A 16030-nucleotide genomic window follows, 5' to 3' on the forward strand; every position below is an offset into this window, starting at 1 on the left:
ATGGCCTTACAATTCCTGTTTAATCTGTTGATTGCCTTTCTGTGGATGGCGATAAATAACAATGGCTCTGGCTCAAGCTTCTTAGTAGGTTATCTGCTGGGCATCGGACTTTTACTGTTATTTAGGAAATCCAGGTCCCAGCCCCGGACCTTCTATCTCATACGTATATGGGCTGTACTGAAGCTTCTGCTGATCTTTGCCCGTGAACTTACGGTCTCGAATTTCGTGGTCATTGGCCATATCATCCGTCCAAAACTGGCTATACGTCCCGGTATCTTTGCTTATGAGACTGCCTTGGCCACGCCCTGGGAGGTCACACTGCTCTCGTGCCTGATTTGTCTGACACCGGGAACCCTGACTCTTGATGTGTCGAAGGATGGCAAGACGCTGTACATTCATGCTATTGATATTAAAGATGCTCAGTTGCTGGTCACGCAGATTAGAGGCACCTTCGAACGAGCGATCAGGGAGGTGACCCGTTAATGATCCCAGTTATGCTAACCGTGGCCATGATCATTCTGGCTCTGGCGATGCTGGCCTGCCTGTTCCGTCTCCTGAAAGGGCCAACCCGCTCCGACAGGGTTGCCGCACTCGATACGATCGGCATTCATGTACTCGCTATGATAACCGTCTTCAGTATGCTGCTGGATACCCAGGATTTTATAGAAGTCATTCTGGTTATCGGAATTCTGACGTTTATTGGTACTACGGCACTGGCCAGATATATTGAACGGGGAGCCGTTATAGAGGATGGAGGGAACCCCAATGACAGGTGAACTGATTAGCTCTATTCTTGTGGTAATGGGTGCAGTCTTCTGCGGCTTAAGTGCCTTCGGCTTAGTCCGGCTGCCCGATGTCTATCTGCGTTCACATGCGGCTACCAAAAGTGCAACCTTCGGGGTATTGTGTTTGCTGACAGGAGGTTTCCTGTACTTTTGGTTCAAAGACGGAACGGTTAATGTCAAGCTTCTGCTGGCGATTGTATTTGTATTCATCACTTCACCGGTAGCAGGTCACTTAAATGGCCGGGCTGCCTACCGTTCCGGAGTGCCCTTATGGAAGGGAAGCGTTCAGGATGACCTGAAGGTGCTGGGGGAAGAAAGCAAGGAAACGTCTGTAAAATAATAGTTAATCGCTGAATTCCTTATAGGAAGCGGGGGAACCAGGTTACATGGGGTGAATCTCGGGAAAAACGAGTAGGGCTACTTTCAGGCCCGAATCCGGCAGCTAACCCCGCAAGCGTTCATGAGAGGATGCACTGTATATGCCGCATATTGAAGTGAATGGAACGTCGCTGTATTATGAGATGTCGGGCAGCGGTCTGCCTATTGTTTTTATTCATGATTATTCGACCTCTCATCATCTGTTTGAGCCGCAAGCGGATTATTTCAGCAAGCGTGCCAAAGTGATCGTATTCGATTTGAGAGGGAACGGGCAATCGGGTAAAATGGATGTGGAGATCAGCCGGATCGTAGACACACAATGTGAAGATTTGAAGCTGTTATTGGACGCTTTATCTGTAGAGAAGGCTGTTATCGTAGCTTGTTCCAGTGGTGCTGTGCTCGCCCAGAAATTCGCCTATCTGTACCCTGAACGGATAATAAATATGGTATTGGTGGACAGTTATTTTCAGGAGGATTACACGGCGAGAGGCAGTAAAATGAAAGGAATCTTTGAGGTCTGCGCATGGGCGGCCCATTATCTTCCTGCCGAAATGTTCGTCCGTTCCTTGCGCATCACCTACAATAAGTGGCTCTCGGCTTATCATATTCTCAGGAAAGAGCTTGTGCATGAACGGACAACGGAATTAATTAAGCAGCGGCTGGCACTTAGACAAACGGACAGCTACGGGTTCGCATTACGGCTGCAGATTCCTGTTCTTGTTGTATCCGGGAATCAGAATGAATGGGCGCTGGAGCAGGTGAAAAGAACAGCCAGCAAGTATCCGTCTGCCCGTCTGGCGATCCTTGAGGATGCGATGTATCCGACTCATCTGTGTCAACCCCAGCTCTTCAACCGTATATTACTGGATTATCTTAGGGAACAGCATAGTTTTCAGCGGGCGGCAGCTGGCAACTAACTTGAATTATAATGGGAGCCAATGATATGTTCTTTAACAAAATCTCATCCTTTATCACAAATCTCAAACTGACCTCATCCAGAATCATTTTACTCGGTTTTGCAGTCCCTATATTTCTTGGTACAGTGCTGCTGGCCTTGCCGATATCTTCGTCCAGCGGACTTAGTATAGGGTGGCTGGCAGCACTGTTTACTTCGACTTCAGCCGTATGTGTAACGGGCCTCGTTGTACTTGATACCGGTACCGATTTTTCTCATTTTGGACAGGTCATTATCCTACTTCTGATTCAAATTGGCGGTTTGGGATTTATGACATTCAGTGTTTTGATCGCCGTGATCATGGGGAAAAAGATTGGATTAAAAGAACGTCTGCTTATCCAGCAATCATCTAATTCTGTAACAACACAAGGAGTCGTGCGGTTATCACTCAGTATCTTTCTCATTTCATTTATAGTGGAGACAACTGGAGCTATAGTGTTGGCCCTTCGATGGGCAAATGAACTAGGAACAACAAGGTCCATTTATTATGGAATATTCCATTCAGTGTCTGCCTTCAATAACGCCGGATTTGGATTATGGCCAGACAGTCTGAGCCGCTATGTGGGTGACCCTTTAGTTAATATTGTTATCTCTTTTTTGTTTATCATCGGCGGGATTGGATTCACGGTGATTCTGGATCTGTACCGGAAAAGAAGATGGAGAGATCTTTCCTTTCATACAAAAATAGTTTTAATTACCTCTGGACTCCTTTGTATGGCAGGGTTTTTGGTGATTTTTGCGATTGAACTTTTTAACACAAAAACATTCAGTACTCTCTCATGGAGTGAAAGAACTTGGGCGGCATATTTTCAGGGTGTTGTTACCCGGACAGCCGGCTTTAATTCCATCGATATTGGTGCAATGCTCCCGGCCTCACAATTTTTTATGATTTTCCTGATGTTTGTTGGGGCTTCGTCCGGATCGACTGGAGGAGGTATAAAAACGACCACTTTTGCTGTACTTATGTTAAGTATCGTCTCAACGATTAAGGGGAAAACAGATGTGCAACTGCTTAAAAAACGCATCTCCCAGGATATCATATTCAGGGCACTGGCAGTAATGACCATATCCCTGGGTGTAGTTCTTACAGCCACCTTTCTTCTATCCATTACAGAATATGCTCATCCTAAAGATTTCCTGGCGCTTCTCTTTGAAGCAACCTCTGCATTTGGAACTGTAGGAATGTCTATGGGAATAACATCAGAACTTTCGCCACTGGGAAAATGCATCATCATAATTACAATGTACATCGGGAGACTAGGGCCTTTGACTTTAGCTTTAGCACTGGCACAAAAAAATGTGAAGCAAAAATATCGGTATCCGGAGGATAAGCTGCTTATCGGCTAAAGTTTACTGAGCTGCGCTAATTCTAATGATTTTCAACGTTATTGTGCTATCTTCTTTTGTTATTGGGTTGAAGATGTTTTTACCTCATAACTTAGTTATAAATAACTTGATTGCAGTTTGCAAGTATTGTATAAAATGCAGGGTCCGATTCGAAGGAAGCAGGAATTGATATTTGCTTTTGAGACTCATGGTATCTAATATATAAGTACATAATTATGTACCACGTATTTAAGAATTCTAAGAGGACAGTGCATATGTTCAACCAAGCAATTCGCTGATACAGGTGAATAAGACAGAGATACAGCCGGGGCTTCCCGGCTGTATCTCTAAGGAGGACGCGGAGTTCAATTTCCAGGGTTCGTTCGAAAAGCCGCGTGTAATAGACACAACAAGCTCTCCATACAATTTCTCAATAAATCCTGCTCATATACTCTGAGGGGGAGCAGCCCTTCACTTTGCGGAATACCCGGCTAAAGTAAAAGGGGGAGTTGAAGCCGAGCCGCTCGCTGATCTCGGAGACATTCAGATTTGTGTTGCGCATCATTCCTGCTGCTTTGTCCATGAAGAATTGGGCATTGTACATTTGGATGGTGCTCCCTGTTTTATGTTTGAAGACTTCACACAAGTAACTGTAATTCATCTCCAGAGAAGCGGAAAGCTCCTGTGAATTGAGGGTGTAGCTGTCCTTTTGTTCAAGAAATCCGATAATTCTGCTTACCGTCCGTTCCGACTTGCTCAGCGAGGACTGGTGAAGAGACTGCCTGAAGAGAGTGATGAACAGCTCCATCGTTTGCAGGCATAGCGTGATGGTGCGGAGCGGATCTGTTGTATTGTACAGTTGAACGGCGGCTTTCAGCTGCTTCTCCAGCTTCTCGGGGTGTGAGATCCTTCCGTGCTTGGGAAGTGTAATGCACTTACGGAATTCTTCTAATAATGGTTTTCCTTTTAATGGATTACCGTTCTGCTCCGCTTCTCCCTCGGAATTACAGAAGAAATGAATCCAGTACCATGAAGTGCCCGCAGGTGTGCGGGGTTCTCCCCAGTGATGCAGACCGCTTTTCAGGAACAGAAATTCTCCCTTGCGGATGAGATACTCCGTTTCTTCCTCCCAGACCTCCATTTGCCCATCGGCCAAATAGAGGAAAACTTCCCACTCCAGCCTCCTGTCAGGATGCGTATATAAGCTTTCAGTCCTATGGGAACCCAAATCTTGTACGTTCAATACTTTATCGAAGTGTAATATCACGTTGTTGTGCATGCCTTATCCTCCTTACATAAACAGATACAAAATCTGAAAATAGTATAGGTTAACCAAAGGTGATGAATTCAATTATAGATGTCCGGCATTATAAAATATAGATGCAGAGTTCTCCGCTGCACTATTATTTTATAGAAACTGAGGTGTCCGAGCTTGTATGCTAACTTTGGTCTGGATGAAGTAAGGCTGACTGACGGGGATTTTGCGTGCCGCAGAGCGCTCGTTAAAAAGTATATTACTGAGTTTGATACGAACCGGCTTATGCACACATTTAGAATCAATGCGGGAATGGTGTCTTCTGCAGAGCCCCTGGGCGGATGGGAAGCCGTGGAGGTTGGCCTCCGGGGACATTTAGCCGGGCATTTTCTGTCGGCTTGTGCCAAATTCGGATTTGGGGACCGGGATGAGGTTTTGAAGGCAAAAGCACTTGAGATTATTGATATTATGGAGTTATGTGCGAAGCCAAACGGGTATTTGAGTGCCTTCGAAGAAGATACACTCGATATTCTGGAGTTCGAAGAGAACAGGAATGTATGGGCGCCCTATTATACTCTGCACAAAATCATACAGGGACTGGTGGACTGTCACATCTGTCTCGGCAGCTCCAAAGCCCTGACCCTGGCCCTGAACCTGGCGCATTATATACGCAGACGATTCGAGAAGTTATCTTTCTGGAAAATTGACGGGATACTCCGTTGTACAAAGCTGAATCCGGTGAACGAATTCGGGGGGATTGGCGACGCCTTGTACACCCTGCATGAGATCACAGGAGATCCCCAGCTCCTTGAGCTGGCCAAGCTGTTCGACCGGGATTATTTCCTGGAGCCCCTGGCAGCCGGTGAGGATGTACTTGATAACCTGCATGCCAACACTCACTTACCCATGATTCTTGCTGCGATGCACCGTTATAACCTTATGGGGGAGGAGAAGTACAAGTCGGCGTCTTTGAATTTCTATGATTTTTTGAAGGGAAGAACATTTGCGAATGGCAATAACAGCTCGAAAGCAACGGCTTTTATCAAAGATAAAGTATCGGAGAAGTCAGAACATTGGGGGGAATATAACAAGCTGGAAGATGCATTGACCGGCGGCGAAAGCGAGAGCTGCTGTGCACACAATACCGAAAGGATCCTGGAACAGTTGTTGAAGTGGTCTGCTTCTATAGAATATCTGGATCATCTGGAATCGCTGAAATATAACGCGATCCTAAACAGTTCGAGCAGCCAAACCGGGTTATCCCAGTATCATCAGCCTATGGGGAGCTCCGTCGTCAAAAATTTCAGCACGCCGTACGATTCCTTCTGGTGCTGTACGGCATCTGGAATTGAAGCTATGAGTGAGCTCCAAAGAAATATATGGTTTAAAAACGGTGATGCCTTGCTGCTGAATGCTTTCATTTCTTCAAGTGTAATCTGGAAGGAAAAGAATGCTGCAATTACTCAGCAAACTGCTTTCCCTGATGGGTCAACCTCTACAATTACCATTCAAGTTGCCGAACCTGTTGAATTTCGGATGATATTCAAGGAGCATGCAGTCAAAGCTGTTAAAATCAACTCGGTTCCCTGCTCCCCTAAGAAGGAGAATAACTACTTCATTATTGAGCGTGTATTCTATGATCAGGATACGATTGAAATTGACATCAATGCCTCCCTGCATTTAGTTCCGCTAAAAGGCTCTGAGAATCGTGCGGCAGTGATGTATGGCAGCATCTTGCTCGCTCAGATGGGTCAAGCTGCGCATTTGCAGGACCTTTCAGCGGTTACTATGAATAGTAAATTCACCAGACTTCCAAGTGAGCTGCTGGAATTTGAGGTGGTTGACCTACTTGGCCATCCGGTAAAATTCATCCCGTTATATCGTATCGAGGAAGAGGTGTATACAGTTTATCTGGACTTGAAAGGGGAACTGAATCCTGACAGCCTGTTTTCAGCGGCCAAGGATGGAAGCACGGCGTATACAGAAGGATGCCGCGTTAAATATAACGGCTAAGGCGCGGCTGCAATAGCTGTGTTGGAAGCTTCCCAATCATCACTTCTTATCAGAAGCCTTAAAGGCCATTAAAGCATGATCATTCAAAGCGCAAATGAGCTGAGCCAGCTCATGGCTTGATACTGTGAATTTTGTCCGTATCCATTCCTTAATGATGGCTAAGCTTCCATTCACTAAATAAGCGTAAGTAAAAGGCTTCATATCTTCAGGAATCTTAAGCTGAAGGTGATTGTCAATGCTCATAAGTATTTCATTAAGCAAACGCTTTGGGAAGAACACATCATCATTTGTTTTGAACAGCATAACGGTGAAGAGTTCTTCATTTCTTTTGATGTAATCTAGAAAAGCTAAGATATATGTGACTGCACTTTCACTGGCTTCTATTTTGATCAGGTACTCATTAGTGTTGTCAATAATCTCTTGCTCAACATTATCAAGCAACTCGTATGCATTAGCATAATGCAAATAGAAGGTGGACCGATTGATGCCCGCAGAAGTGCATAATTCCTTCACACTGATCTGACTTATCTCTTTGTCTTGTAGCAGGCGAATCAGACTTTGCTTCAAGAGCAACTTGGTTAATCGTTCCCGTTGATTCATTGCGGTATCGCCTCCATGAAAAATTTATTTATGACAATAGACACAATCCACGCAAGTGTCCAGATTACAGCAAATTGACGATAGACTGATGGTTGTTAAATAGACACTGTGTCTGTATTCTGAAGGTAGACGAATGAATTGTCAATACAATGATGATGAAGGTGAATGAGGATGGAGAAAAAACGGGTCATGATCACAGGTGCAGCGGGTAACATGGGGAATGAAACGCTGAAGCTGCTGATAAACGATTTGGGAAAATGCGAGTTAATACTCTTCGATTTAGATCATCCTAACAGCCGTCAGAACCTGAAAGCATATGAGGGAATACAAGGTGTTAAGGTTGTCTACGGTGATTTACTCGATAGGGACCTGGTCTACGAATGTGTAAAGGAAGCAGATATTGTACTCCACATTGCTGCTTTTGTATCTCCAGCGGCTGACGAATTCCCCGAACGGGCTATGCGGATAAATTATGGTTCAACGAGAAACATCATCGATGCCATTAAGCAAAGCGGCCGTGCCGGGATCACCCGCTTGGTAAGTATAGGTACAGTTGCACAAACAGGTGACCGTATGCCGCCAATTCATTGGGGGCGTGTGGGAGACCCGCTTAAGCCAAGTGTCTATGATTACTATGCGGTATCGAAGATTGCTGCCGAGCGTATGGTCATTGAATCAGGACTAAGCTATTGGGTGAGTCTCCGGCAGACGGGGATTATGGGTCCGAAGATGAGCAAGATTCAAGATCCGATTATGTTCCATAATTGTCTGGACAATGTACTGGAATACGTGTCTGACCGGGATTCAGGACGCTTAATGCGGAATCTGTGCATTCAGGATATTGACGGAGAATTGGATCAAGGCTTCTGGCAGCATATTTACAACATTGGCGGGGGTGAAAGCTGCCGGGTCAGTACACTGGACATGTACCGGGTGCTCTATGGCAAGCTTGGTATAACGAATCTCGATCATGTGATCGACCCTAAATGGTATGCAACGAGGAACTTTCATGGACAATACTATCTGGACTCCGATAAGCTGGAGAATTATTTGCACTTCCGCCGTGACTCCATGGAGTATTTCTATCAATGCTACCTCGATAATCTTGGGGCACTTGTACCCGTCGCGAAGGTCATCACAAAGCTGCCCGGCGGGCAGAAATTCATGGGGGCAATGATTAAGCGGACGATGAAAAAGCAGGCTTTGAAGAAGCGCGGAACTCTGCGTTTTATTGAAGACAATGCCATTGAGGAAATTGACGCTTTTTGGGGCAACAAACAGAACTGGGAGGCTATTCCTGCCAAGCTGTCTGAAATGAAGGGCTTCTCCCAGTGGGACCAAGCCATCAAGCTTGACCATGGTTACGATGAGGATCAGCCGGCTTCGCAATTAAATATTGAAGATATAAGGGGGGCAGCGGAATTCCGCGGTGGTGAATGTCTCTCTACGGACATGACAACGGGAGATTGGACGGGGCAGCTTGATTTCAAATGTGCGTTTGGACATACCTTCAGCGCCAGTCCCAAGCTGGTCCTAGAGGGCGGACATTTCTGCCCGCAGTGCGAACAGGAGAGCTGGAATTACAAAGAGCGTGCGAAGCGGGAACCGTTCTTTGCCCAAGTGTGGAACCCGATTCAAGGTAAGGAGGATGGACGCGAGTATAAAAAAATTGTATCAGAATTAGATGTCGCAGTTAAATAAAAATGCTGTAAGTGAAGCCCATGAAGTCGCCCGGGCAATCTAGCAGATTACTGATGAACCCAAAAAACAACCTCCATCCCGGGGTTGTTTTTTTGTTTGCTATTTACAGCTGGACCTTGCTCTGCGTTCGGTACTTCGATGGTGAAAGACCATAATGAGTCTTAAATGTGCGGCTAAAATGGGAGACATCGGAGAAACCTGTGTAATCCGCAATATCTTCGAGTTTCAGATTGGATTCCATTAAATACTGGACCGCTTTTTTTAATTTTACATCCATTAACAGCTTGGAAAAGCTAGTGCCGGATACCTGTTGTATAATCCTGCAGATGTACTGTTTGCTTAGATGCATGTATTCGGCTACTGACGATAGAGTTGCTGATCTGAAGTCTTTTCTTATATAATTCATAATTTCATTGAAATGCAGTTCAATATTTGAAAATGAAGTTGGGGTTTCAATGTCAGACTGCTTGTGGCGAAACAAGAAGCTAAACAATAACTTCAAGTAGCATTCCATAATCTGGTTTCGGAATTCATCTCCCCATAAGTATTCACTAAATAAGCGTAGCATGGTTTCTCTTACATCATCGTTATCGCCAGTATGAAAGAGGATATAGTTTGATTCCTGCTTGGTTTCTTCGAAAAGTACTTTGTTAAAGAAACTAATCAGGGGAGGATTATGGTGGAATAATTCAAAAAAAACAGAATCAATATATTTACGTCTTATCATCACATAAATACAAATACTTCCATCTAACATTTTTATGGAATGCATTGTATCGGGGGGCATAACAAACAGGTCTCCCTCTGACAACTGAAATGTCTTATTTGACAGTGTAAGAATCCCGCTGCCTTTATGAATATAGATGCACTGAAAGTAGTTATTGGAGTGCATGAGATCAAGAGAGAAATTGATATGTTTGGTTATGGCCATGTTGAGGTCTGCCAAAATAAGCATATTTTCATCCAGTTCCGTTAAACCGGTAATGTATTTAGGGGTTGGTTCAGAATATTGGGGCCAATATACGCGGATTAATTTATTTTTCTTAATATAATTACTGGATAGAAATTTGGTGTAAGTTGAATATTCCTGTAAGGATAGCTTACCGTCGGAGTTTTCTTTGTAGAACTCCTCTAAATTTGTTAATACCTGAAGTATGTGATCCATCTTTTCTGTAAGCACGGTAACCTCCTGTGTCACATTTCGACCTAAATCTAGTCTAGTCTATTGTTTCATCCTATTCAAGATTACTGGCTAATCCTATCCATTAACCCATTAGATAAATAAAGGTAAGATGAATTGGGGAATACAGAAGCATTCCCTAATTGATTTCCTTCTCAGTATCGGGATGAAGCCATTTATGGAGGTTTGCATTACATTTAAGGGTGATTTAACAGGGAAACAAGCAACAATTCGGTTTATCGATGAGTTTCATGCCAATCCAAAAGCAAAATGGCTGGAGCAAGGCAGTCCGGTATATCCTACACAGCATCAGCTGCAGGAATTGTTCCGGGCTGCTGACATGATTAGTACCCCTTTTGAACTGAAGTCCCTTCCGGGCGGGGAATGGATCCTGGAGCTTGCTGTTGAACCCCACAGTGTAACAGCTATTGATATTTGGTAATCAAAGGAGAGCCTAATGAACAAACAACTTTTTGATAGCGGCTGGGAGTATCATGAGTATGGTTTTATGCCATTGGAGATGGCTGCTCTAGTGCCTTGGCAACCGGTGAATTTACCGCATGATGCATGCATAGCAAAGCCTAGAAATGCCAACAACCCTTCAGGAAGTGGAGAAGGTTTTGTTTCCGGAGGTGTTGTCTACTACAAGAAGATTATCAGCTTCACTGATGAATTAGTCGGTAAGCACATTCTCCTGGAATTCGAAGGCGTGTGTGGCATAGCGGAAGTGATTTTAAACAAGGATTTGATAGCTACCCACCATTATGCCTATACGGGATTCATAGTTGATCTAACAACGAAGCTCCAGCCTGGTGAGAATACAATAATCATTATCGTAAATGACAGTGCCAAGCCAAGTGCCAGATGGTATCAAGGGACCGGGATGTATAGACATGTATGGCTGCATACGGGAGAGAAGGTTCATGTGAAGCCTTGGGACTTACAGGTGTCTACTCCAGAGGTTAGTGCTGAACTCGCGATAGTGGATGCCAGCGTGAAGATTACGAATGCGGAAGACCGTGATGTAGAGGCAACAGCTGTCTTCAAATTATACTATGGTTCTGACCAAGTAGCAGAAGGTACCGCAAAGGTTACACTGGCTCAAAGTGAAGAGAAAACAGCGGATACCCTGATTCCAGTAGATCATCCGAAGCTATGGAGCACCGATGTCCCCAATCTGTATAAGATGATTTGTGAAGTGTCTGTAGGCGGGGAAGTTGTTGATACTATGCAAAGTAACATGGGTATCCGTAGCATATCCTTTGATCCGAAGAATGGCTTCAGCTTAAATGGAGTAAGTATGAAGCTTAAGGGAGGGAGCGTCCATCATGACCATGGCCCCCTGGGTGCGGCCAGTTATGACAGGGCAGAGGAACGCAAAGCTGAATTGCTGAAGGCTTCAGGATTTAATGCAGTGCGGCTGGCCCATAATCCTTTTTCACCCGCATTTCTGGATGCCTGTGACAGGCTTGGATTATTGGTCATTGACGAGGCTTTCGATGTGTGGCGAGTGGGCATGAGCGCTAATGACTACCACCTGTGGTTTGAGAAGGATTGGCAGGAGGATTTGGCTTCCATGATCTTAAGGGATTATAATCACCCGTCTGTTATCATGTGGTGTGTCGGAAATGAGATCATGGAACGGGATGGTCAGTCAGAGGGCTACGCTTGGGCAAAGAAGCTTATTCAATATGCCAGAGAACTAGATTCCACCAGACCTGTAAGTTTAGCAGTTTGCGGACTTATGGAAGATGTTGCCATTAATATGGCTATGGGGAATTTAGGGGCGAATCTTGCGGGAAACGGTGTCGATCCTGACAATGACAGATGGGGCGATAGAACGGAGGAATTTCTGGAAGACGCAGATGTCGTTGGTTACAACTATCTCAATTCAAGATATGAATACGATGCTATCCGTTTCCCTAATAGAATAATTGTGGGTACGGAATCTTATCCTCACACACAATATGATAATTGGATTTCCACAATGAATAATCCGAACGTAGCCGGAGATTTTGTGTGGACAGCCATAGACTATCTCGGCGAGGTTGGTATAGGCAGAGTGGAAATCGATAAGGAAGCTGGTTTTCTTGGGGCTAGTTATCCGTGGTTTTACGCTAATGTCGGTGACATGGATGTATGCGGATTCAAGCGTCCCCAGTCCTATTTCCGGGATATTATGTGGGGGAACCGAAATAAACCATACATTGGCGTTTTGCCGCCTGAACTGTATGGAAAGCAAATTAATCACCTTCCCTGGGGCTGGGAACCCGTTGAGAATCACTGGAGTTATCCGGAATACGAAGGCAAGCCGACTAGTGTGAATGTATACTCCGATGCTGATGAAGTAGAGTTAGTGATTAATGGCATCTCACAAGGGAGAAAACCTGCGGGTGCTGCAGTGAAGCTGAAAACAAGCTTTGACGTTGTTTACAGCGGAGGTAGAATCGAGGCGATTGCTTATACCGGTGGGGTTGAATCGGAAAGAGAAATCCTGAAGACTACCGGAGCTCCTGTAGCTATAAGGCTTACTGTGGATCGGGAGAATATTAAAGCTGAGTATGGGGAGTTAGCTTATATTACTGCGGAAGTAGTAGACGGGAACGGTGATTTAGTAAGTTATGCAGAAAATGATATCTATTTTAATGTATCAGGGACTGGTGACTTAATAGCTCTGGGTTCTGGTAATCCAGTAACTGAAGAGTCTTTCTCAGCTAATCATAGACAATTATTCAAAGGCAAGGCACTGGCGGTCATCCGCAGCAATGGGTGCGCTGGAGAAATTACAGTCGAAGCAACAACTGACGGATTAACGGCAGCCAGATGCTTTATTCATACAATTTAAAGCACGTACTGTAAATAGGGAATCGGTGCAAATTGATTCCTGTTTTACTTTATACATTATTAAAAGAATTTTATAAGATTTGGGGTAGGGGGAAGCCATGAAAAAGCAAGCGTACAATCCATTTATTCCAAGCTATGAGTACATTCCCGATCCTGAGCCGTATGTTTTTGACGGTAGAATATATGTCTTCGGGTCACATGACAAATTTAACGGCACAACTTACTGTATGAACAACTATGTAGGCTGGTCCGCATCCGTTAACGATCTTGGAGATTGGAAGTATGAAGGTGTAATTTATGACAAAGTCCAAGATCCATTGAGCAAACAAACAGGGGATCATTATCTTTACGCTCCCGATGTCGCAAGAGGTGTAGATGGGAGGTACTATCTATATTACAGTTTGAGCGGCACACATATTTTATCAGTAGCAGTATGTGATACACCTGCAGGCAAATATGAGTTTTATGGTCATGTGCAGGATAAAGCCGGTCATGTCCTTGGTTCTGATAAGGGAGAATATATTCAGTTTGACCCTGCTGTTCTGGTAGATGACGATGAAAGGGTTTACTTATATTCCGGATATAATCCTCCAGTTGTCAACAGTTACTCAGGCAGAAAAGTAGTGGGAGCCTTTGTAATGGAATTGGAAAGTGACATGCTGACGGTGAAAGAGGGGCCAAAGGTAGTTCTGGACAGGAAGGAAGAGGGCTTCGGGTCCCATCATTTCTTTGAGGCATCCTCAATCCGCAAGATCAAGGGTACGTATTACTTTATTTATTCATCAAGGCATAGTCATGAGCTTTGTTATGCTACTAGCCAGTACCCGGACAGAGACTTCAAGTATGGCGGCACAATTATATCCAATGCGGATATTTACTTGAATGGCAGACAGAAGAAAGAAGCGTTAAACTACTTCGGTAATAATCATGGAAGTTTAGTGGAGATTAATGGTACGTGGTATATATTCCATCATAGGCACACCAATAAAAATCCGTATTCCCGGCAAGCCTGTGCAGAGAAAATTGTAATTGAAGAGGATGGATCAATAAAGCAGGTTGAAATGACATCTTGCGGATTAAATGGAAAGCCATTAAAGGGTGAAGGGACTTATGAAGCAGGAATTGCCTGTAACCTTATGAGCAAGAAAGGCGCCAGAGGATCGTTTCTCTTATTCTTGACAGGAAAAGGGCACCCATATCTTACTCAGGAAGGCGAAGACAGAGAGGGGAATTCCAATCAATATATATCAAATTTCAGGAATGGTGCAACTGCCGGGTTTAAGTATTTTGAATTTGAAGGCACGAACCGGATCGGGATTGTAACACGCGGAAATGCGACTGGAAAAGTAAAGGTCTCAACCGAACTGGGCGGAAAGGCCGTAGCGGAGATAGAGGTCTCCTCATCTGAGCAATGGAAGCATTTTGAAGGGGAAATGACTTCGCTTAACAGCGTATATCCGCTTTATTTTACTTTTGAAGGAAAGGGTAAACTAGATCTGATCAGTTTTGATTTAATCAAAACTACTCCACATTATAAAGATAAGGGGAAGTTAGTATGATTGCAGAAAACGAGGTTAAGGGAGGGCAGCTTGTCCAGCCTGTTGATCATGCAAATGAAATCCCTTTGCAACTCCGTAAAGGACAGATGATTGGTGATAGTCTGGGGATGGCTGGTAATTCGCTGATTGCAGTTATATTTAGTTCGTTTACAATGTTTTACTTAACAACAGTTGCACATTTAGACGGTATTATGCTAGGTAATCTCGTATTAATTGGGTCTATCCTCGGCGCGGTAACAAGTTTTGCTACAGGAGTAATGATTGATAAATTCGACTCCAGACATGGCAAGGTAAGACCCTGGTTAGCGGGATCTATCCTGCCTCTGGCATTGCCCCTCATGCTGCTGTTTTCCATTCCGGAAGGTCTTGAGCTGTCCAGCAAAATGTTATGGGCGGGTGCCTGCATAATCCTGTTCAATGTAGGAACCTCCATGTTCACTTCGGCTTCAGGTTCATTAATACCAATGGCAACCCGAAACCCGCTGGAACTGACAAAGATGAGCTCAGGGCGAGCATTAGGCACCATTGGTGGGGCTATGGTTGTAACTTTAGGCTATGTGCCAGTTGTTGAGCTAATGGGGGGAGATCAACGGGCATATTTTATCGTCACCACTGTCTTGATAGTCGTAGCTTCCTTGCTTATGTTCAATCAATTCAGGACTTCACATGAGAATGTAAAGACGATTAACCGTGATGAGAAAGGCGTTGAAAAGAAGGTTCCCTTTAAGGATGCAATGAAATCCATTTTGAGAAATCCATATTTCCTTGTTTCTTGCCTCGTCCTTTTCGTAGTAACCGCTACTCTTTCTTTGAATAATGCAACTAGTGTTTATTATGCCCGCTATATTCTCGGAGATATAAAGCTGCAGAGTGTGCTGGCAATGGTTGGTGCGGCTCCAGCAATACTAGTCTTTGTGTTTCTTCCGGCTCTGGTCAAAAAGATAGGTGTTCGATGGATCGTGGCTTGTGGGGGGATATTTGGAATAGTAGGCGGATTCATTCGTCTAATGGATACAAGCAGCGTACCCCTTGCCTTCTTAGGGTTTATGATCTCCGGAATAGGGTCTATACCATTAGCAGCGGTAATTACAGTTCTTGTAAACAGCACTATAGATTATGGGGAGTGGAAAAGCGGTATCCGTGTACCTGGGATGATGATGAGTCTGGTTGGTATAGCTACGCTTTTAGCAAATTCTCTGAGCATTTCCGGCATTGGGTGGATACTGGGTGCGACCGGTTTTGATGGAGCGGCAGCTCAGCAGTCCAGTTCGGCAATCGGTGGAGTCTTAATGATTAGCATTTATCTGCCAATTATTTTAGCAGCTATTTCTTTTGTGTGTATGCTCTTTTGGAAGCTGGAGAAGAGACACCCTCAAATTTTAAGCGAGCTCAGAGAAAGAAATGGAGAATAGTATGTAAGGAAAAGGAGTTAAT

The 16030-nt window shown here is 44.4% G+C and carries 14 protein-coding genes and 1 riboswitch; of the genes, 11 read left to right on the plus strand and 3 right to left on the minus strand.

Annotation, left to right across the window (positions count from 1 at the left end):
* The 5 genes from NST69_RS09970 to NST69_RS09990 all read left to right on the plus strand — a co-directional run bounded on the left by NST69_RS09970 (position 1) and on the right by NST69_RS09990 (position 3465).
* On the plus strand, positions 1 to 483 hold the full coding sequence (locus NST69_RS09970) for a Na+/H+ antiporter subunit E (RefSeq protein ID WP_036725030.1): 483 nt from the start codon (positions 1 to 3) through the stop codon (positions 481 to 483).
* Positions 483 to 776 carry a Na(+)/H(+) antiporter subunit F1 gene (locus tag NST69_RS09975; RefSeq protein ID WP_036725027.1) on the plus strand — a complete coding sequence of 98 codons (294 nt, stop codon included), beginning with the start codon at positions 483 to 485 and terminating at the stop codon, positions 774 to 776. Before NST69_RS09970 ends, NST69_RS09975 begins: the two co-directional genes overlap by 1 nt.
* Positions 766 to 1125, plus strand: coding sequence for a monovalent cation/H(+) antiporter subunit G (gene mnhG, locus NST69_RS09980; RefSeq protein WP_081751132.1), 360 nt, complete (start codon positions 766 to 768; stop codon positions 1123 to 1125). The genes NST69_RS09975 and mnhG overlap by 11 nt, the downstream gene beginning before the upstream one ends.
* Positions 1124 to 1257: riboswitch (cyclic di-AMP (ydaO/yuaA leader) on the plus strand. It overlaps the preceding gene by 2 nt.
* 7 nt (positions 1258 to 1264) lie before the next feature.
* Entirely contained in the window at positions 1265 to 2080 is an 816-nt protein-coding gene (locus tag NST69_RS09985) for an alpha/beta hydrolase (protein ID WP_340954065.1), read from the plus strand.
* Between the two features lie 26 nt (positions 2081 to 2106).
* Complete coding sequence (locus tag NST69_RS09990; RefSeq protein ID WP_342549124.1) at positions 2107 to 3465, plus strand: TrkH family potassium uptake protein; 1359 nt, start codon at positions 2107 to 2109, stop codon at positions 3463 to 3465.
* A gap of 409 nt (positions 3466 to 3874) precedes the next feature.
* Here NST69_RS09990 and NST69_RS09995 read toward each other — a convergent pair whose 3' ends face one another.
* Complete coding sequence (locus NST69_RS09995; RefSeq protein WP_342549125.1) at positions 3875 to 4723, minus strand: helix-turn-helix domain-containing protein; 849 nt, start codon at positions 4721 to 4723, stop codon at positions 3875 to 3877.
* Between the two features lie 153 nt (positions 4724 to 4876).
* On the opposite strand from NST69_RS09995, the gene NST69_RS10000 reads away from it, so the two are divergent.
* Positions 4877 to 6712 (plus strand): beta-L-arabinofuranosidase domain-containing protein, encoded by a 1836-nt coding sequence (locus NST69_RS10000; RefSeq protein ID WP_342549126.1) that lies wholly within the window; start codon positions 4877 to 4879, stop codon positions 6710 to 6712.
* Positions 6713 to 6751: 39 nt separating this feature from the next.
* On the opposite strand, the gene NST69_RS10005 is transcribed toward NST69_RS10000, so the two are convergent.
* The gene (locus NST69_RS10005; protein ID WP_036725022.1) at positions 6752 to 7312 is read right to left on the minus strand and encodes a TetR-like C-terminal domain-containing protein; all 561 of its coding nucleotides are present in this window, start codon (positions 7310 to 7312) and stop codon (positions 6752 to 6754) included.
* 171 nt (positions 7313 to 7483) lie between these two features.
* On the opposite strand from NST69_RS10005, the gene NST69_RS10010 reads away from it, so the two are divergent.
* Complete coding sequence (locus NST69_RS10010) at positions 7484 to 9013, plus strand: NAD(P)-dependent oxidoreductase (protein ID WP_342549127.1); 1530 nt, start codon at positions 7484 to 7486, stop codon at positions 9011 to 9013.
* A 103-nt stretch (positions 9014 to 9116) separates the two neighbouring features.
* Here NST69_RS10010 and NST69_RS10015 read toward each other — a convergent pair whose 3' ends face one another.
* Positions 9117 to 10193 carry an AraC family transcriptional regulator gene (locus NST69_RS10015; RefSeq protein ID WP_036725020.1) on the minus strand — a complete coding sequence of 359 codons (1077 nt, stop codon included), beginning with the start codon at positions 10191 to 10193 and terminating at the stop codon, positions 9117 to 9119.
* A gap of 178 nt (positions 10194 to 10371) precedes the next feature.
* On the opposite strand from NST69_RS10015, the gene NST69_RS10020 reads away from it, so the two are divergent.
* The 4 genes from NST69_RS10020 (at position 10372) to NST69_RS10035 (ending at position 16008) form a co-directional block, all read left to right on the plus strand.
* Positions 10372 to 10635 carry a hypothetical protein gene (locus NST69_RS10020; protein WP_342549128.1) on the plus strand — a complete coding sequence of 88 codons (264 nt, stop codon included), beginning with the start codon at positions 10372 to 10374 and terminating at the stop codon, positions 10633 to 10635.
* Positions 10636 to 10650: 15 nt separating this feature from the next.
* Positions 10651 to 13038: a glycoside hydrolase family 2 TIM barrel-domain containing protein gene (locus NST69_RS10025; RefSeq protein WP_342549129.1), complete on the plus strand. Its 2388-nt coding sequence runs from the start codon at positions 10651 to 10653 to the stop codon at positions 13036 to 13038.
* A 97-nt stretch (positions 13039 to 13135) separates the two neighbouring features.
* The gene (locus NST69_RS10030; RefSeq protein ID WP_342549130.1) at positions 13136 to 14596 is read left to right on the plus strand and encodes a family 43 glycosylhydrolase; all 1461 of its coding nucleotides are present in this window, start codon (positions 13136 to 13138) and stop codon (positions 14594 to 14596) included.
* On the plus strand, positions 14593 to 16008 hold the full coding sequence (locus NST69_RS10035) for a glycoside-pentoside-hexuronide (GPH):cation symporter (protein ID WP_342549131.1): 1416 nt from the start codon (positions 14593 to 14595) through the stop codon (positions 16006 to 16008). Before NST69_RS10030 ends, NST69_RS10035 begins: the two co-directional genes overlap by 4 nt.
* Positions 16009 to 16030 lie beyond the last annotated feature (22 nt).

The organism is Paenibacillus sp. FSL P2-0089 (assembly GCF_038595095.1).
Taxonomy (GTDB): domain Bacteria; phylum Bacillota; class Bacilli; order Paenibacillales; family Paenibacillaceae; genus Paenibacillus_AQ; species Paenibacillus_AQ silagei.

Coding starts and splice junctions, on each gene's coding strand:
- NST69_RS09970 (WP_036725030.1), top strand. CDS start 1: ATGGCCTTACAATTCCTGTTTAATCTGTTGATTGCCTTTCTGTGGATG.
- NST69_RS09975 (WP_036725027.1), top strand. CDS start 483: ATGATCCCAGTTATGCTAACCGTGGCCATGATCATTCTGGCTCTGGCG.
- mnhG (WP_081751132.1), top strand. CDS start 766: ATGACAGGTGAACTGATTAGCTCTATTCTTGTGGTAATGGGTGCAGTC.
- NST69_RS09985 (WP_340954065.1), top strand. CDS start 1,265: ATGCCGCATATTGAAGTGAATGGAACGTCGCTGTATTATGAGATGTCG.
- NST69_RS09990 (WP_342549124.1), top strand. CDS start 2,107: ATGTTCTTTAACAAAATCTCATCCTTTATCACAAATCTCAAACTGACC.
- NST69_RS09995 (WP_342549125.1), bottom strand. CDS start 4,723: ATGCACAACAACGTGATATTACACTTCGATAAAGTATTGAACGTACAA.
- NST69_RS10005 (WP_036725022.1), bottom strand. CDS start 7,312: ATGAATCAACGGGAACGATTAACCAAGTTGCTCTTGAAGCAAAGTCTG.
- NST69_RS10010 (WP_342549127.1), top strand. CDS start 7,484: ATGGAGAAAAAACGGGTCATGATCACAGGTGCAGCGGGTAACATGGGG.
- NST69_RS10020 (WP_342549128.1), top strand. CDS start 10,372: ATGGAGGTTTGCATTACATTTAAGGGTGATTTAACAGGGAAACAAGCA.
- NST69_RS10025 (WP_342549129.1), top strand. CDS start 10,651: ATGAACAAACAACTTTTTGATAGCGGCTGGGAGTATCATGAGTATGGT.
- NST69_RS10030 (WP_342549130.1), top strand. CDS start 13,136: ATGAAAAAGCAAGCGTACAATCCATTTATTCCAAGCTATGAGTACATT.
- NST69_RS10035 (WP_342549131.1), top strand. CDS start 14,593: ATGATTGCAGAAAACGAGGTTAAGGGAGGGCAGCTTGTCCAGCCTGTT.